The 17,667-nt window shown below is 39.5% G+C and carries 14 protein-coding genes; 13 read left to right on the forward strand and 1 reads right to left on the reverse strand.

Annotated features, from left to right (window positions below; translation table 11 throughout):
- Nucleotide 1 precedes the first annotated feature (1 nt).
- Nucleotides 2-844, reverse strand: coding sequence for a glycerophosphodiester phosphodiesterase family protein (locus tag G630_RS0100885; RefSeq protein WP_026497447.1), 843 nt, complete (start codon nt 842-844; stop codon nt 2-4).
- Between the two features lie 259 nt (nt 845-1,103).
- On the opposite strand from G630_RS0100885, the gene G630_RS23165 reads away from it, so the two are divergent.
- The 13 genes from G630_RS23165 to secG all read left to right on the forward strand — a co-directional run bounded on the left by G630_RS23165 (nt 1,104) and on the right by secG (nt 17,619).
- Nucleotides 1,104-3,167 carry an LTA synthase family protein gene (locus G630_RS23165; protein ID WP_242829881.1) on the forward strand — a complete coding sequence of 688 codons (2,064 nt, stop codon included), beginning with the start codon at nt 1,104-1,106 and terminating at the stop codon, nt 3,165-3,167.
- 2 nt (nt 3,168-3,169) lie between these two features.
- Entirely contained in the window at nt 3,170-4,963 is a 1,794-nt protein-coding gene (locus tag G630_RS0100895; protein WP_026497448.1) for an Rqc2 family fibronectin-binding protein, read from the forward strand.
- A 162-nt stretch (nt 4,964-5,125) separates the two neighbouring features.
- Complete coding sequence (locus tag G630_RS0100900) at nt 5,126-5,416, forward strand: leucine-rich repeat protein (RefSeq protein ID WP_026497449.1); 291 nt, start codon at nt 5,126-5,128, stop codon at nt 5,414-5,416.
- A 211-nt stretch (nt 5,417-5,627) separates the two neighbouring features.
- A complete protein-coding gene (locus G630_RS0100905) occupies nt 5,628-6,515 on the forward strand; it encodes a YicC/YloC family endoribonuclease (RefSeq protein ID WP_022760072.1) in 888 nt (295 codons plus the stop codon).
- A gap of 18 nt (nt 6,516-6,533) precedes the next feature.
- Nucleotides 6,534-7,157, forward strand: coding sequence for a guanylate kinase (gene gmk, locus G630_RS0100910; protein WP_026497450.1), 624 nt, complete (start codon nt 6,534-6,536; stop codon nt 7,155-7,157).
- 23 nt (nt 7,158-7,180) lie between these two features.
- Nucleotides 7,181-7,462 (forward strand): DNA-directed RNA polymerase subunit omega, encoded by a 282-nt coding sequence (gene rpoZ / locus G630_RS0100915; protein WP_022760070.1) that lies wholly within the window; start codon nt 7,181-7,183, stop codon nt 7,460-7,462.
- An 18-nt stretch (nt 7,463-7,480) separates the two neighbouring features.
- On the forward strand, nt 7,481-8,866 hold the full coding sequence (gene rimO, locus G630_RS0100920; RefSeq protein WP_026497451.1) for a 30S ribosomal protein S12 methylthiotransferase RimO: 1,386 nt from the start codon (nt 7,481-7,483) through the stop codon (nt 8,864-8,866).
- On the forward strand, nt 8,850-9,386 hold the full coding sequence (pgsA, locus tag G630_RS0100925) for a CDP-diacylglycerol--glycerol-3-phosphate 3-phosphatidyltransferase (protein ID WP_026497452.1): 537 nt from the start codon (nt 8,850-8,852) through the stop codon (nt 9,384-9,386). The genes rimO and pgsA overlap by 17 nt, the downstream gene beginning before the upstream one ends.
- A 134-nt stretch (nt 9,387-9,520) precedes the next feature.
- Nucleotides 9,521-11,260, forward strand: a complete 1,740-nt coding sequence (locus G630_RS20170) for a DEAD/DEAH box helicase (RefSeq protein ID WP_081667746.1) — start codon at nt 9,521-9,523, stop codon at nt 11,258-11,260.
- A gap of 185 nt (nt 11,261-11,445) precedes the next feature.
- Nucleotides 11,446-14,628 carry an insulinase family protein gene (locus G630_RS0100935; RefSeq protein ID WP_026497453.1) on the forward strand — a complete coding sequence of 1,061 codons (3,183 nt, stop codon included), beginning with the start codon at nt 11,446-11,448 and terminating at the stop codon, nt 14,626-14,628.
- Nucleotides 14,629-14,636: 8 nt separating this feature from the next.
- On the forward strand, nt 14,637-15,614 hold the full coding sequence (locus tag G630_RS0100940) for a hypothetical protein (protein WP_022760065.1): 978 nt from the start codon (nt 14,637-14,639) through the stop codon (nt 15,612-15,614).
- Nucleotides 15,615-15,744: 130 nt separating this feature from the next.
- Nucleotides 15,745-17,292: a 2,3-bisphosphoglycerate-independent phosphoglycerate mutase gene (gene gpmI, locus G630_RS0100945; protein ID WP_022760064.1), complete on the forward strand. Its 1,548-nt coding sequence runs from the start codon at nt 15,745-15,747 to the stop codon at nt 17,290-17,292.
- Nucleotides 17,293-17,376: 84 nt separating this feature from the next.
- Entirely contained in the window at nt 17,377-17,619 is a 243-nt protein-coding gene (secG, locus tag G630_RS0100950; RefSeq protein WP_022760063.1) for a preprotein translocase subunit SecG, read from the forward strand.
- The last annotated feature ends 48 nt before the right edge of the window (nt 17,620-17,667 follow it).

A 17,667-nucleotide genomic window follows, 5' to 3' on the forward strand; every position in this document is an offset into this window, starting at 1 on the left:
GCTATAGATCTGTACGATCCGTATAAATACCTGAGATTCCTTCGCTCAGGTATTTTTTTATTTGTTCATCATCATTAACCGTATGTACAAAAAGCGGAGTATTTGTCTCTTTCATGATTCTCATAAATTCATCATCGAAAGTTAGGTCTGTATGAAAAGTAAAGCCGACAAGAGGCTTTTTAGATGCTTTTATAAGTGCTTCTTCTGTCCGTTCGCTATCATCAGTTTCATATAAGGTATAGATGATATAAGGGAAACCGGCCTTTTTCACCTCATCATATTCTGATGCATGATATATCTGAACGACAAATCTGTCTGTGAGATCAGGATAGGAAGAGGCTATCATTTTATATGTTTCAATATTCGTTTCTTTTGTATCAGTGACAACAATCATATCCGTATATTCACGCATATAATTTGCAATATCATCAAAAGTGAGAACAGTGAATTTGTCCAATATTTTACACTGAAGATAATCCGAAAGAGTCGGAGCTTCTCCGGGAGTCATCTGCTTGCCGTCAAGATAGAGATCACCCCAGGCCTTACCGCAGACAAGGGTGCCGTCACTTGTGTAATGAAAATCAACCTCGATAATTCTGTTTCCTGCTAAGAGACTGTTTTCAAGAGCTTCCTTTGAATTCGTATAATCGTATAAAGTGCCTTCATCATCACTTACAAAACCACATGCATGGATTATATATTTATTCTCTAAAAAAAAACTGCGCATGGCTTCTATGTTGTCAGGAACCTTGCCTGAAGAACATGCAGATAAAAAAAGTGACAGAGTAACTGCCATGATAAGTATGATATTCAGCTTAGATTTTTTGAATGATGTAATGAACATAAGTAGTGAATCCTTATAGTTTGTTAGGGCTTATTATGCTAAAATATTGTAGTTTGGTGAAATCAAAAATAATTATAACATTTAAGGAACTGTCGTGAAGAAAAGAAATATAATAAAATACCTGTTTTTAACATTATTATTATCAATACCGTTTTTACTCTTGTTTACATCTCTTTGGTTTTTCAATACCTGGAATACCATGACAGTGAACGAGCTTGTTTTCAATGTAAAGATGTCTTTGTCGGGCGCGTCACATGCTATGATAAAACTTTTTATTATGAGAGCATTTCTGCCAACATGTGTGGCAGCACTTATAATCTTTTTATTTCTGCTGCTTGCAAACGATGCATTTAAAGGGAAAAAGACCCTGATAGCGATCGGAGCATCTATTATTGCTCTTGTGGCTTTTGTTGCGTATACGTGGATTCAGCTGGATATGACTTCATATATTGATCAGCAGCTGCATGCATCCACCTTTATTAAGGACAATTACGTGGATCCCAATTCCGTAAACATCGATTTCCCTGAGAAGAAGAGAAATCTGGTTTACATCTACCTCGAATCCACTGAAGTTACAGACAGCGATTCTGAGCATGGCGGAGCTTTTGAAAAGAGTCGAATTCCTGAGCTTACGGACCTGGCACTTTCGCATGAGTTTTTCGGAGATGGTTCAGATAAGCTTAACGGCGGTTTTTCCATGCCCGGAACCGATTGGACAATGGGTGCTATTTTTGCTCAGTCCACAGGACTTCCTCTACAGATAAGCATTGATGCAAACAGCATGTCGGAGCAGGAGACATTCTTCCCGACTGTAAGGGCAATAGGTGATATTTTAAAGGATGAGGGCTATCATCAGGAATACCTTTGCGGTTCAAATGCCAGTTTTGGCGGAAGAGAGCTCTTCTTTAAGACGCACGGTGATTATGGCATAGTTGACTATCCTTATGCCAAGGACCAGGGATGGATACCCCAGGATTATGGTGTATGGTGGGGCTTTGAGGATGAGAAACTCTATGAATATGCTAAAAACCGTCTCAGTGAGCTGTCCAAATCGGATGAACCCTTCAATCTGACACTTCTTACCGTTGATACTCATTTTGAGGATGGTTATGTCTGCAGATTGTGTGAAGATGAGTTTGAGGATCAGTATTCCAACGTATTTGCATGTGCAAGCAGACAGGCTACAGAGTTTGTAAACTGGATAAAAGAGCAGGATTTCTATGAAAATACAACCATAGTTCTTGTGGGCGACCATCCTACAATGGATGCTGATTTTTGTGCGGAAATACCGGAGGATTATACAAGGAAGGTATACACCTGCATTATTAATCCCGGTACATCAAGGGATGGAGCTGACCTTAGGGAATATACAACCTTCGATATGTTCCCGACAACAGTTGCTGCTTTAGGTGCATCTATTGAGGGTGACAGGCTTGGACTTGGAGCAAATCTGTTTTCAAGTGAGCAGACTCTTCTTGAAAAATATGGAATGGAACTTGAAGAAAGTGAGCTTAATAGAAAATCTCACTTTATGAATGAACTTGCCGGAATAACCGATGAAATGGCGATGGAACAAAACTATGAGGGAGCGTCTGCAAACTGCAGCATCGAAGAGCAGGGAGATATAGTTAAAGTAACAGTAAGTGACATTACGGGAGTTGTTGAAAAAATCGAGGGTATTCAGGTCGATGTAAGGAAGGATGGAAATTACGACAGCCTTATGACCTATAACATGGCTTTAAACGCGGATGGATCATATTCTGTAGATATACCTGCAAGTGAGATAAATCCCGGTGATACAGACTTCAATATTATTTGTAAGGGGGCTCTTGGTTCTGATATTAGTCTCTTTTCACAAAGAGGTGATATGCACCTTAAGCAGACTGACCTTCAGGAGTATCTCGAAGCTTTGAAAGCGTATGCGGAGAGTGGTGAATATACTGTATTTATCACGACCAGGAAGAGCGGCGCTATGAGACTTACAGATGACAACATTGCAGCGTTAAAAGCTCTCGGCATAAGCGATGATATTCCAAAAGGACAGGATGTCACTATAGTTGCAGCAATTAACAACGAGCTGAACGACAGCCATGTCACTAAAGAAAACCAAAATATCAAGGGTACTGCATCTGATAACGTATCCTATCATTTAAAGGGAAGCTGGGATAGTTTTAAGGATAAAGATTTCCTTCTCGAAATTAATGATGAAAATATAATGATTGAGCGAAAGGGACTGCATTTCGCCGTAGTAAATAATTCAACCGGAAGAGTGGCCGATTATGTAAACTTCGACCTACTTGATAAGGAATGCAGGAGATATTAAAAATGGCATTCGATGGAATTACAGTCGCCAACATAGTGCGCGACATAAAAAAAGAACTTACAGGCGGTCGAATCTACAAGATCGCCCAGACAGAAAAAGATGAACTTTTAATTACAGTGCGCAAGGCTGTGGAGAACGGTGGCGGTCAGAGACGACTTTTTATGTCCTCTGATGCTTCACTTCCGCTTGTCTATATGACAGATGAAAACAAGCAGAGTCCCATGACAGCACCAAATTTCTGCATGCTTCTAAGAAAACATATTCAAAACGGCAAGATAATAGATGTATTTCAGCCTGAGTTTGAGAGGATCATCAGGATTGAGATTGAGCATTTGGATGAGATGGGGGATCTTCGACATAAGACGCTGCTAATGGAGCTCATGGGAAAATACAGCAACATCATTTTTGTAGATGAAGATAATAAAATCATTGATTCAATTAAGCATATTCCATCATCTGTGAGTTCTGTTCGTGAAGTACTTCCGGGACGAGATTATTTTGTGCCTGTAACCCAGGATAAACTTAATCCTCTGAAAGTAACCAAGGATGAGTTTATGAGTCTTGTTCCTTCAAAAGGGCAGCCTGTTTTCAAGGCTCTTTATGAGAGCTTCACAGGCCTTTCACCTGTTGTTTCAAGAGAAATATGCTACAGGGCTGATATTGATTCTGATAAATCTGCTATTGCGCTTGAGAACGATGAATGTGTCAGACTGTGGGATGCTTTTGATAAGGTTATGACAGGGATCAGGAATGATGAATTTGCTCCCGAACTGATTTATATTAACGACAAGCCTAAGGAATATGCAGCAATTCCGCTTACCATGTATCATAAAGGTGCGGATTCTTCTTACAAAGAATATGAGGAGATATCGACACTTTTACTGGACTTTTATTCTGAGAAAAATACTGTTACAAGGATCAGACAAAAATCTTCAGACCTCAGAAAATTGGTAGCAACTGCTCTTGAGAGAAATATCAGAACGCTCGATCTTCAGACCAATCAGCTCCGCGACACCGAGAAGAAGGATAAATACAGGATTTACGGCGAACTTCTTACAGTATATGGCTACAGTGCTGAGCCTGATGCCACGTCGATAACGGTTAATGATTACAATACCGGAAAAGATGTCAAGATAACTCTTGATCCCACACTTACTATTGCTCAGAACGCCAAGAAATATTTTGATAAGTATACAAAGATGAAGAGAACCGCTGAGGCGCTTGAGATTCAGATGAAGGAAGTTTCAGAGACAGTTTCTCATCTGGAATCCATTGCTGCTTCTCTTGATATCGCAAGGCAGGAAGAGGATCTTACGGATATCAGAAGAGAGCTTGTAGAGGGCGGATATATAAAGGGTAGTGCCGCTGACAGGATAAACGGAAAAGGAAAAAACGGTAAGAACAACCGTGGCCGAAATTCCAAGAGTAAGCCCTTCCACTATATCAGTAGCGACGGTTTCCATATCTATGTAGGGAAAAACAACTACCAGAACGATGAGCTTACCTTCAAGATGGCCAACGGTGGAGACTGGTGGTTCCACGCAAAGGGCATACCCGGGTCTCACGTTGTTCTCATCACCGAAGGAAAAGAAGTGCCGGACAGAACTTTCGAGGAGGCTGCATCCCTTGCGGCTTATTATTCAAAGGGCAAGGAACAGGACAAGGTCGAGATTGACTACTTAAAGCGCAAGGATGTCAAAAAGCCGGGAGGCGCAAAGCCAGGATTTGTCGTATATTATACCAATTATTCAATGGTTATAGGTACTGATATTTCCGCGCTTAAGGAAATTGATTAAGACTAAAAATAAAACGTAACAATTTTTTTTTGCAATTCGTCATGAAAAATTGTTACGTTTTCAGGTGTAAATTCAAATGCTGTTATTTATGTAAAGTCTAAGAACAGCAGTGACAAGAACGTTACAATTCCTGCAAACATAACAGTTGATGACGTAAACTATATGGTTTATGCGATTGCTCCAAATGCGTTTAAGAACAATACCAAGTTAAGGTCAGTTACTATTGAGAAAAACATATTATCAATCGGTAAAAACGCATTTTATGGATGCAAAAACCTTAAGAATATAAGAATTAAGACAACTAGTCTTTCCAAGAATACGGTTGGTAAGAATGCGTTTAAGGGTATTAATACCAAAGCAAAAGTAAAGGTTCCTAAGAGTAAATTAAAGAGTTATACAAAAGTATTGAAAGCCAGAGGAATCTCAGGTAAAAAGCAGACAATCACAAAATAATCTCTTTTAAATCTGAAAAACAGAAATTAAGAAAGACAGTGGAATCAATTTTCACTGTCTTTCTTAATGACAATAATAATATGCGTTTAAGCTTGAAATCATTGACTAAAACTGCTGTTTCATCATATTATAAAAGAGGTGTTTCTATCAGAATTATGCCAAATAACGATAGAAAGACCGGAAGTGAAAATATTTTCGGTTAGGAGGAATTATGGTTTGTAGTATGACAGGCTATGGACGAAGTGAAGTAGCCGACGAGAAGCATAAGTTTACGGTTGAGATGAAGTCCGTAAACAACCGTTATCTTGATATCAATATCAAGATGCCAAAAAAGTTTAATGCATTAGAGTCCAAGATCAGAAACGAACTTAAGCAGTTTATTAAAAGAGGAAAGGTCGATGTTTTCATAACATATGAGGACTTTTCTGAGACTGATACAAGAGTCAGATACAACAAGGAAATTGCTGCCGAGTATCTCGAGTACTTGAAGCAGATGTCTGAAGATTTTGGTATCGACAATGATATCAGAGTATCTTCACTTTCAAAGTATCCGGATGTTTTCAGCATGGAGGATGCGGAGCTTGATGAAGAAGAGATGTGGGGAACTCTCAAGAAGGCAATTGATGGCGCCGGAGAAGAGTTTGCCGCTGCAAGACAGAAAGAGGGAGAATTTCTACACAAGGATCTCGATGAGAAGCTTGAAGGAATGCTGGAGAGCGTTGAGTTTATTACAGAGAGATCCCCCATTATTATTGATGAGTACAGAAACCGCCTTAGAGATAAGGTTAAAGAACTCCTTGAGGATAAGGCAGTTGATGAGAACAGACTTATCATGGAGGTTACTCTTTATGCTGATAAGGTTTCAGTGGATGAGGAGCTTGTTCGCTTAAGAAGTCATATCAAAGCTATGAGAGATGCTCTTAACAAGGGCGACGACAAGGAAGGAATAGGAAGAAAACTGGATTTCCTTGCTCAGGAGATGAACAGAGAGTCCAATACTATCTTATCTAAATCAACAGATCTTGAGATATCTGACAGGGGCATAAGCCTTAAGACAGATGTAGAGAAGGTACGTGAACAGATTCAGAATATTGAGTAAGGTAGGAAGTAAGACTTTATGAATAACAAAGGTATTATTGTTGTTGTTTCCGGTTTTTCCGGTGCCGGAAAGGGTACTCTGATGAAGGAGCTGATTAAAAGATATGATAATTATGCGTTATCAATATCGGCTACTACCAGAAATCCCAGACCCGGAGAAGAAGATGGAAGAGAGTATTTTTTCATCTCTAAGGAAGAATTTGAGAAGCTTATAGCGGAGGACGGACTTGTGGAGCATGCCTGCTATGTGGGAAACTACTATGGAACTCCCAAGAAATTTGTCCAGGAAAAGCTTGATGCCGGCAAGGATGTAATTCTTGAAATAGAAATACAGGGTGCACTTCAGATTAAGAAGAAATTCCCCCAGGCGCTTCTTCTTTTCGTAACACCTCCTTCGGTTGAGGAACTCGAGAAGAGGCTTCGTGGAAGAGGCACCGAAACTGATGATGTCATACACGGAAGAATGCTCAGAGCAAAAGAAGAGGGACAGGGTATTGACGAGTATGATAATATAGTAATCAATGACGATCTTGACGTCTGCGTTAAGCAGATGCATGAGATAATACAGGCAGCCCATTATACGCCTGATCGCAATAAGGAATTTATTGAAGAGATTAGGGCGCAGCTGTCAGAGTTAAAGTAATTATTTTTAAATGGAGGACTAACATGATACATCCGTCATATGTGGATCTTATGAAGGTAGTTAATAAGGACGTAGAGGAAGGAAATGAGCCTATCATCAGCTCAAGATATTCCATCGTTATGGCAACAGCTAAGAGAGCAAGACAGCTTATCGCAGGTGATGAGCCTATGGTAAGAGTTAAGGATAATGAGAAGTTCCTTTCAATCGCTGTTGACGAACTTAATGCCGATAAACTCAGAATTCTTTCTGACGAGGAGAAGGAAGCACTTCTTGAAACTAAGGAAGAGGATTCTGTCGAGGAATAATTTCCTCAGGTAACCAATATGAAAATATTATTTGTATCTCTCGGCTGTGACAAAAACCGTGTTGATTCTGAAGTTATGCTCGGAATGCTGTCACAGCGGGGGCATGAATTTACAGATGATGAAGAAATAGCCGAAGCAGCAGTGGTAAACACATGCTGCTTTATTGGTGATGCGAAGGAAGAAAGTATCAACACGATTATCGAGCTTGGTGAGTATAGGAAAAGCGGAAAGTATAAGGCACTGATTGTAACCGGATGTCTTGCTGAGAGATATCGTGAAGAAGTGCTGAAAGAGATTCCGGAAGTTGACAGGATTCTCGGTACCGCTTCGGTGGAACATATTGTGGAAGCGCTTGATTCTGTACTTGAAGAGAATGATAATAATAAAATTTATCTTGATTCACTTGAGAAGAAGCCATATGGTAATCTGAAAAGGATACAGACTACAGGCGGTCAGTATAATTATCTTAAAATCGCAGAGGGCTGTAATAAAAACTGTACTTACTGCGTAATTCCCAAGGTCAGGGGCAGATACAGAAGCGTTCCGATGGAAGAACTTATCGAATCGGCAAAAGCGCTTGTCTTACAGGGAACAACAGAAATAATTCTTGTTGCTCAGGAGACTACTCTTTACGGCACAGATATTTACGGCGCTAAAAAATTGCCCGAGCTTCTTCGAAAACTGTCAGATATAGATGATCTTAAATGGATCAGAATAATGTACTGTTATCCTGAGGAAATCACAGATGAACTCATTGATACGATAAAGGAACTTCCCAAGGTATGCAATTATCTGGATATTCCGATTCAGAGCGGCTCTGATCACATCTTAAAGCAGATGGGAAGAGCTACAAACAGGGAAGAGATTACAGAAAGAATAAAGCAGATAAGGGATAAGATTCCCGATATATGTATAAGGACTACTCTTATAGCCGGTTTTCCCGGAGAGACTGAGGAAGACCACAAAGAGACCATGTCTTTTGTAAAAGAGATGAAGTTCGACAGGCTTGGCTGTTTTGCTTATTCACAGGAAGAAGAAACTGTGGCAGGAGATATGCAGGATCAAATTCCGGATGAGGTGAAAGAAAGCCGCCGAAATGATATAATGGAATTGCAGCAGGAAATTGCTTTTGAAGCTGCAAGAAACAGAATCGGTCAGATTGTCAGCGCTGTTATTGAGGGGAGAATAACCGATGATGACGATGATGATTATGACGGTAGTACTTATGTGGCTAGGACATACATGGATGCACCTGATGTCGATGGGTACCTTTTTATTATGAATGTGCCCTATGACCTAATGAGCGGACAGTTTGTTGATGTTCTTATAACCGGTTCAAATGATTATGACCTGATTGGGGAGTTAACGGAGGGGAAAGAAGATGAAAATGAATTTACCGAATAAGCTTACTGTAATTAGAGTTATTTTGATTCCTTTTTTTGTACTGTTTTTGCTTGCTAATATCTTTGGTGAAGCTGATAAATGGATAGCGCTTGCGATTTTCATTATTGCATCGCTTACTGACCTTGCTGACGGCAAAATTGCAAGAAAGTATAATCTGGTCACGGATTTCGGAAAATTCATGGATCCTCTTGCTGACAAGCTTCTTGTGTGCAGTGCAATGATCTGTCTGATAGAGCTTGACAGAATTCCTTCATGGATTGTTGTTATTATTATAGCAAGAGAGTTTATTATAAGCGGTTTCAGACTTATAGCTGTTGAGAACGGAAGAGTTATTGCTGCAAGCTATTGGGGCAAATTTAAGACAACCTTCCAGATGTTCATGGTAATTCTTATGATCATCAATCTGCCGCAGCTTCAGCTTGTTACCACGATCATTATGTATATAGCACTTGCACTTACAATTATTTCTCTTTGTGACTACATCATAAAAAATAAAGATGTGATGAGTGGAGATATGTAATTTAAAAAATAAATTACTTGTGTAAAATCGAAATTGATGATATAGTTTTGCATTGTGTAATTTGAATGTGTTTATTGGGGACGACATATTAAATGATCGTCCCTTTTTATTTATGAAAATAAGAAAGAGGTAATATGTCCAATATTTTATACGAGATCAAAAAGAACATAGAAGGAATTTCCGAAGCAGTTTCCGGAACAAAAGAACGAGATCCCAAAAGGGCAGATCATAAGGATAGAGATAAAAAGAAAGCTGAAGCAAACGAAGAAGTCAAGGTTCGCTACGATGAAGCCGAAGGCATTGACGAGAGGGTTCTCAGAGCTATCACGGAGATGGGATTTGAATACATGTCTCCTATCCAAAGGGCTGCTATTCCCGTAATGATGAAGGGAGTAGATATTATCGGACAGGCTCAGACCGGAACAGGAAAGACTGCTGCCTTTGGTATTCCGCTCCTTCAGAAGATAGATCCGGACAACAGACATCTTCAGGCAGTTGTTTTGTGCCCCACAAGAGAGCTTGCAATGCAGGCTGCCGATGATATCAGAAGCTTTGGAAAATATATGCATGGAATCAAGGTTCTTCCTGTATACGGAGGACAGGACATTTCAAGACAGATTCGTGCATTATCATCAGGAGTTCAGATTGTTGTCGGCACTCCCGGGCGCGTTATGGATCATATGAGACGCCATACTATGAAAATGAACGATGTGCGCGTTCTTGTACTTGATGAAGCTGACGAAATGCTTGATATGGGGTTCAGGGATGATATAGAAACAATTCTCGACGGCATGCCTGAAGAGAAGCAGACTGCGTTGTTCTCAGCGACAATGCCTGAACCTATTTTACAGATTACAAGAAAATATCAGCACGATGCGGAATACATAAAGATGACACCCAAGGAAATCACTGTTAAATCAATTGAGCAGTACTACTATGTGGTTCCGTCAAATTATAAGGAAGAGGTTCTTACAAGGCTTATTGAATATCATCAGCCGGTAAGAAGTCTTGTATTTTGTAATACAAAACGTAAAGTCGATGAGCTTACAGGCATTCTTAAGAACAAGGGCTACAGGGCAGAAGGACTCCACGGAGATTTATCCCAGTTCCAGCGAGATACCGTTATGAATCTTTTCAGATTCGGACAGGCGGATTTCCTTATTGCAACAGATGTAGCCGCAAGAGGAATTGATGTAAGCGGTGTTACTGCTGTATTCAACTATGATATACCGGAAGATATCGAATATTATGTACACAGAATAGGCCGTACGGGTCGTGCCGGTAAGAGCGGACAGTCATTCTCACTTGTATCTCCCAGAGAAATGTATAAGCTCAGGGATATTGAGAGAATCTGTCATACAAAGATTGAAGAAGGTGAAGTTCCTTCAGCAAAAGAAATCACAAGAGCCAAGGCCAGAAAGCTTTTTGCAGAGGTTATCGATCTCATAGAGGCAGGGGAAATTACAGATTGCCTTGAGTTCTTAAATGATAAGGTAGCTGAGGACGAGTATTCAATTGAGCAGCTGGCTGCCGGCCTTATGAGACTTAAGATGGGCAAAGCACCTGAGGAGCTTGATTTGAAGCCCAGAAAACGTGACATATACAGAGGACAGAGAAGCAGAGACAGAAGAGAAGGCAGAGGCGGCAGATTTGAAAAAGACGGTCACGGCAGAAGAGACGGTCAGGGCAGAGGCGATGGAAAAGGACGAAGAGACGGCAAGGGTTCCGGTTATGGAAGAAGCCGTGATAGTAAGTACAGCAAGGACCGCGGTATGAGAGATGCTTCTCCTATGCATAAGAAGGCATCCGCAGATAAGTTCAGAAGAAATGCCAGACCAAGAACTGAGAAGCTTGGTGTAAGAAAAGATAAATAAAACAAGAAAATAACTGCAGTATAAAGTGTAAAAGCTTCATGGAATAAAAACTCCATGAAGCTTTTTTTCAATTCCGGCTTATTTTTTTGTAATAAAAAGTTAATAGAGATTTAATTGAGGGCTATTTTTATCAAAGCTAAAATAATAATGATTGTGTGTATTCTCTAAACGTTGGAGGGTTTGGAATGAAGAAAAAAATAATATCAGTTCTGATGTCACTGTGTTTAGTTGCAGGATGTAGCACAGCTGCTCCGGCAAAAGATAATTCTGATAAAAAAGAATCAGCCGCATCTGAAGTTTCGGAAACTCCTACAAGCGCTGAAGAGGCTGTTGAGAAGTCAGGTGATACTGACGAAGCGAAAAAAGATGAGGATCAGCCAGAGGAAACTACGAAAGGCAACGCTGAGGATATGTCTGAAGAAGCCGGGGATTCAAATGACGAAATGGCAGGGGAGATGGCTGTCGGTGAGACATATCATGGTTTTAAATTAAATGATATGTACAGCAGCCGTTTTCTTAGCTCTGATATATATACCTTTAAGCATGAAAAGAGCGGAGCAGATCTTGTTTATACCAAGAACTCTGATCCGGAAGTGTCTTTTTGCATCGCTTACAAAACTCCCTATATAGATGAGACTGATACTAATCATATTTTTGAGCATGCGATTTTGGCATCCTCCGAAAAATATCCTTCCAAGGATCTTTTCTTTGATATTGCCAATAAATCATATAATACATATGTTAATGCACATACAAATTTGACGACAACCTACTATCCGGTTTCATCCATGAGTGAGGATCAGCTCATGACTATGATGGATGCTTATATGAGTTGCATGGTTGACCCGGCTATTTTGAAGGATGAAAAAATTTTTGAAAGGGAAGCTATTAGATTTGAGCTTGATGATCCTGAAGGTGATATTGGCATAAATGGTACGGTATATGCGGAAGACTACGGCTTTTTAACTGACCTTTCGGAATGCTCGCTCAATGCCCTTATAGATAATATGTTCCCCGGACAGATTGCATCTAATATGATAGGTAGAGCTGAGTATCATTATGATGATCTAACCTATGAACATACAATTGATACGTATGAAAGGTGTTATCATTTTGATAACAGCTTGATTTCTCTTTATGGAGATCTTGATATAGACAGATTTTTAGAGTTTCTTGATACAGAATATTTGTCAAAGTATGAAGTATATGGAACAGACTTAAGTGAATATGAGGATTCACATACAGAGGACGGATATGTTGAGAAGGTTGAGTATATACCTGCATATGAAGGTGATTCTGTAGAAGATAGTGGCAGAATCTTTTATGCAATTGATATGGAGGATGCTTCTGACGATGAGCTTATACAGTGGGACTTTCTGACGACATTAATTAATAATAATGCATCCTGTATGAATAAAAAGCTTATCGAGGATGGTATCTCAAATCCTGTTTCTTCTTCAATTGTAACGGATCTTGCAAAGCCGGTTCTTATGTTCGCGATGGATTATGCAAATGAAGATCAGATGCAGTCTTTGAAAGAAATTGCAGAATATACACTTGCGGAAGTTGCAGAAAACGGAATACCAAAGGATATTTTTGAAGCAAATATTAAAGAGACTGAGCTTGGTACAATTTTTCTTAGGGATAGTTCAAATGTAGGAAAAGGCTTAAGTGAAGTTTACAATGCATATTGGGCAAGAACCGGGAAACTTGACTATTTTGAGGAGTATGAAAGAATATTCGATGAGCTTGCTGGTGATAATGAGCAGGCTACCTTTAAAAGGATTGCAGCTGATGCAATGACACCTGCAAGAAGTGTTCTTGTAGCGGCTATTCCTAAACCCGGGCTTGCTGAAGAACATGATAATGAATTAGAGGATTATCTGAAAAATAAAAAGGCACAGATGTCAGAGGAAGAAATTGAAGAATTTGTTCAAAAGACAAAGGAATTCAATGATTGGAATGAAAAAGAGCTTTCAAATAATGACTTCTTGATAGATATTAAGGATTTGCCGGAATATCTGACTTCTTCTTTTGAGAAAAAGCAGGAAGATGGAATTACATATTATACCTCGGATATTGAAGCCGGCAGGGGCGGCTATTATGATATCTACTTTGATTTAAGCAGTTTATCCAGGGATGAGATAAAGACACTAATACTTTATACTGATTTTTTGTTTGAGGTAGATACAAATAAATATGATACAGACGAACTGACACTTCTTGAAAGTGAATATCTGAATGGATTTTCAACAGGACTATTTTATCCTAATAAGGAGGCAAAGGAAAATCACAGACCAATGCTGCATGTCCTATGGAGGGGATTAAACGAAGATTTTGATAAGTCGCTTGATCTTGTTCTGAATGTCATATGTGAAACGGATTTGAGTGATAAAACCAATATTAAACATATTATCTCCCAATATTGTGAGAACTATAATCCGGCGAAGAGCGATGCCTATTCCCTGGCACAATCCTATGCTACGGCAGCCGGAACAACGATTACGGCTGATTCGGAAAAGTTCGCTATAGATATTTATAATAAGGATATATATGATTATATTTTGAATCTTGACGACAATATCGATTCGGATGATGTTTTTGATAAATTTGTAGCTGATATTGAGACTACAAGGAAAAAAGCATTTACAAAAACAAATCTTATTTTCTCGTCCGTTGCTGAAAAGACAGAAAATGAAGAGGTTATTAAGACTGCAGCAAATACATTTTCAGGACTTGAGGAAAATGAAGAAACCGGGACTTCTTATGATCTTCCTGTTTTGGCTTTGAAAACCGGAGTAATTGTTGAGAACTCTCAAAATTATACTATCTTTGATATTGATTTCAGAAATGATGAAAAATTCAGGGGAGCCTATGTACCGTTCTTATTTGCTGCAAGTGATAAGTATATAGTACCTAAGATGAGATTTCAGATGGGAGCTTATTCGGCAGGAGCCTATTCCGTTTTGAGGTGTTATGAGCTTGGGGCATACACATATTCCGATCCAAACGTAAAGGATACCATTAAGACACTGGAAGGTATACCGGAGTTTATAAAAACAGCTGAGCTTGATAAAGAGGATTACAAAGGCTATGTCCTCAATGCTTATGGCGATGAAACAAGGACGACAGGTATATGGAGTGATGCTGTCAGAAGAATCAGAAGGGATATTCTGGGTGTTGATGAAAATGCCTATGTGGATACAGTAAATGATATAAGAAACGCAGATATCAGCATGCAGCAGGAAGCAGCGGAGAGCTATGAAAAACTCTTCAAAAATGCTGCTATTGCAACGGTTGGTAATGAACAAAAGATTACTGCAGACAAGGATGCATTTGACGAAGTTTTGAATTATAAACTAAAATAGAGCTCATGATGAATTATGAGAAAATAGATGATGTATTTATAAAAAATGCAAAGCTCCTTGATGGTGATATGGAGGAGCTTTGCACAATCTTCAGACTGTATGCATATGAACTATTAGCCGATAAAACAGGGCGTTCCGATGACATAGGAGAGATAAGAAAGCTGGTTGAAACAACAAGTCCTGTTCTGGAAAAGCTATATCAGGGATATGAAAGCTCTGAACTGAATACACTGAAAGATACAAACGGAAAAGCTTATGACGAGACAGTTTTTGATCTTTCGGTTTTAATAGCTGTGATGTGTACAGGCTCCAGAGTATATGAAAATCTTGATCCTGTGTTTTCAAGAGATATAATGCATGCCGCACTTGATGCCGCACATTTTCTTATGGTGCGTCAGTTTAAGGATGATGATGATGAGAATAGCGATTCGGGTGAGAGAAGCAGTGTAATTCGAATGAGCAGCAGGGATGATGAACTGTCCGAAAGGACAATAGCAGCTATGCTATGGGCTTTTGCGGAACTATTGAAAACCGATAAGGATATCAGAAATGCTTACGACCATTCGCTTATGGCCGGTATGCCCCAGAAAATGTCCAGACAAAAGAGATATAAACTGCGAGTGTCAGATCTGATAAAAAGAATTTCATTCGATCTATCAGGAAACGTCGAATCAAGTATTTTGATATTATTATCTTTAGTGGTGTTAAGCGATACGGAAGAGACATTTTCCGATGAAGTCAGAACAAAGTTATACGAGTTCTTATATAAGAAGGCGGATGAATCAGATGATGAAATGACCACTGCGGTAGCTGTTTTAGCTCTTCAGAATGAGCTTGATATGGATGAAAAGGCAAACGGAGGAGCGTCTGAACTGATAAAAGTTGTCGAATACAATGTCATAGGAGCAGGCAAAAAGAAGATGACAGAGGAAGAAAAAACAGCTGTCAAAGAACACATTAAGAGATTAGAGGCAAAGCTTCAATAATTGTAATAACAATTTACATAAAAAGTTTATTTGAAAAACAAGCGATTTATGGGTATACTACTGTGTGGAAACCGATAAATCGCTTGATATTTGAGTAAAAATATTAAATTTTATAAATGGAGGCATAAATATGCAGGGTTCTAAACCAACAGTTTTATTAATTATGGACGGATTCGGAATTAACGACAATCCGAAGGGAAATGCTATTGCTATGGCAAATACACCCGTCCTTGACGGCCTTATGAAGGACTATCCTTATGTTAGAGGTAATGCAAGCGGACTTGCAGTTGGACTTCCGGACGGACAGATGGGTAATTCAGAAGTAGGCCATATGAATATGGGTGCAGGACGTATCGTTTACCAGGAGTTAACAAGAATCACAAAGTCTATCGAAGATGGCGATTTCTTTACAAACGAAGGCCTTATGGCTGCTATCGATAACTGTAAGAAAAATGATTCTTCTCTTCACATGTACGGTCTTGTAAGTGACGGTGGTGTTCACAGTCACATTACTCATATCTACGGACTTCTTGAACTTGCTAAGAGAAACGGACTTTCAAAGGTTTATGTTCACTGCTTCCTTGATGGTCGTGATACACCTCCGGAATCAGGAATAGATTTTGTTCAGCAGCTTGAGGACAAGATGAAGGAACTCGGCGTAGGTGCAGTTGCTACTATCTCCGGCAGATACTATGCAATGGACAGAGATAACAACTATGACCGTGTCAAGGTTGCATATGATGCCATGACAAAGGGTGAGGGCAACAAGGCAGACAGCGCTCACGAGTGCATGGTTCAGACTTATAAAGACGGAAAGACAGATGAATTCGTTATTCCTACAGTTATCATGAAGGATGGCGCTCCCACAGCTACTATCAAGGATAATGATTCTATCATTTTCTTCAACTTCCGTCCTGACAGAGCCAGAGAGATTACACATTGCTTCTGCGATGATGATTTTGATAAGTTTGACAGAGGAGCACGCATTAAGACTACTTATGTATGCTTCACAGATTATGATCCGCTCATTCCCAACAAGGAGATTGCTTTCAAGAAGGTTCTTCTTAACAATACCTTTGGTGAGTGGCTTGCAGCTAAGGGCATGAAGCAGGCTCGTATCGCTGAGACAGAGAAGTATGCACATGTAACCTTCTTCTTCAACGGCGGAGTTGAAGAGCCCAATGAAGGTGAGGACAGAATCCTTGTTAATTCTCCTAAGGATGTTCCTACATATGACCTTAAGCCTCAGATGAGCGCTCCTGAAGTATGCGACAGAGTACTTGAGGCAATTAATTCAGATAAGTATGATGTTGTTGTTACAAACTTCGCTAACCCGGACATGGTAGGCCATACAGGTGTTATTGATGCTGCGGTTAAGGCTGTTGAGACAGTAGATGAGTGTGTTGGTAAGATCGTAGAGGCCGTTAAGGCTAAGAATGGCACAATGTTCATCTGCGCAGACCACGGTAACGCTGATATGATGATCGATTATGAGACAGGTGAACCTTTCACTGCTCATACAACAAATCCTGTTCCTTTCATCCTCGTTAACTATGATCCTGCATATACACTCAGAGAGGGTGGATGCCTTGCAGATATCATTCCTACACTTATTGAGTGCATGGGTTACGAGCAGCCTGCCGAGATGACAGGAAAATCACTTCTTATTAAGAAGTAAGCTGTAATTTAATACTTGTTGATTTTTACGATTATTTATGTTATCTTAGACGAGTATTTGTGAAATATTAGGAGGGATTTTTTCGTGGCAGCTTTGAAAATTGTTTTGGCAATTATCTTTATTATTGATTGTGTCGCACTTGTAACACTGGTTCTTGCTCAGGAGGGTAAGACTCAGGGACTTGGTTCTATACAGGGATTTGCAGAAACTACTTACTGGGGTCAGATTAAAGGACGTTCCAGAGAGGGCATTCTTAAGAAGGTAACAGTTGTACTTTCTGTGCTTTTCATAGTTCTCAGTATAGTTCTTAACATGACTGTATTTTAAATTCAGGTTGTTTTACTTAAGGGCACTCTTAAATGAGTGCCCTTTTTA

It is taken from the genome of Butyrivibrio sp. WCD2001 (assembly GCF_000424485.1).
In the GTDB taxonomy this organism is placed as follows: Bacteria; Bacillota; Clostridia; order Lachnospirales; family Lachnospiraceae; genus Butyrivibrio.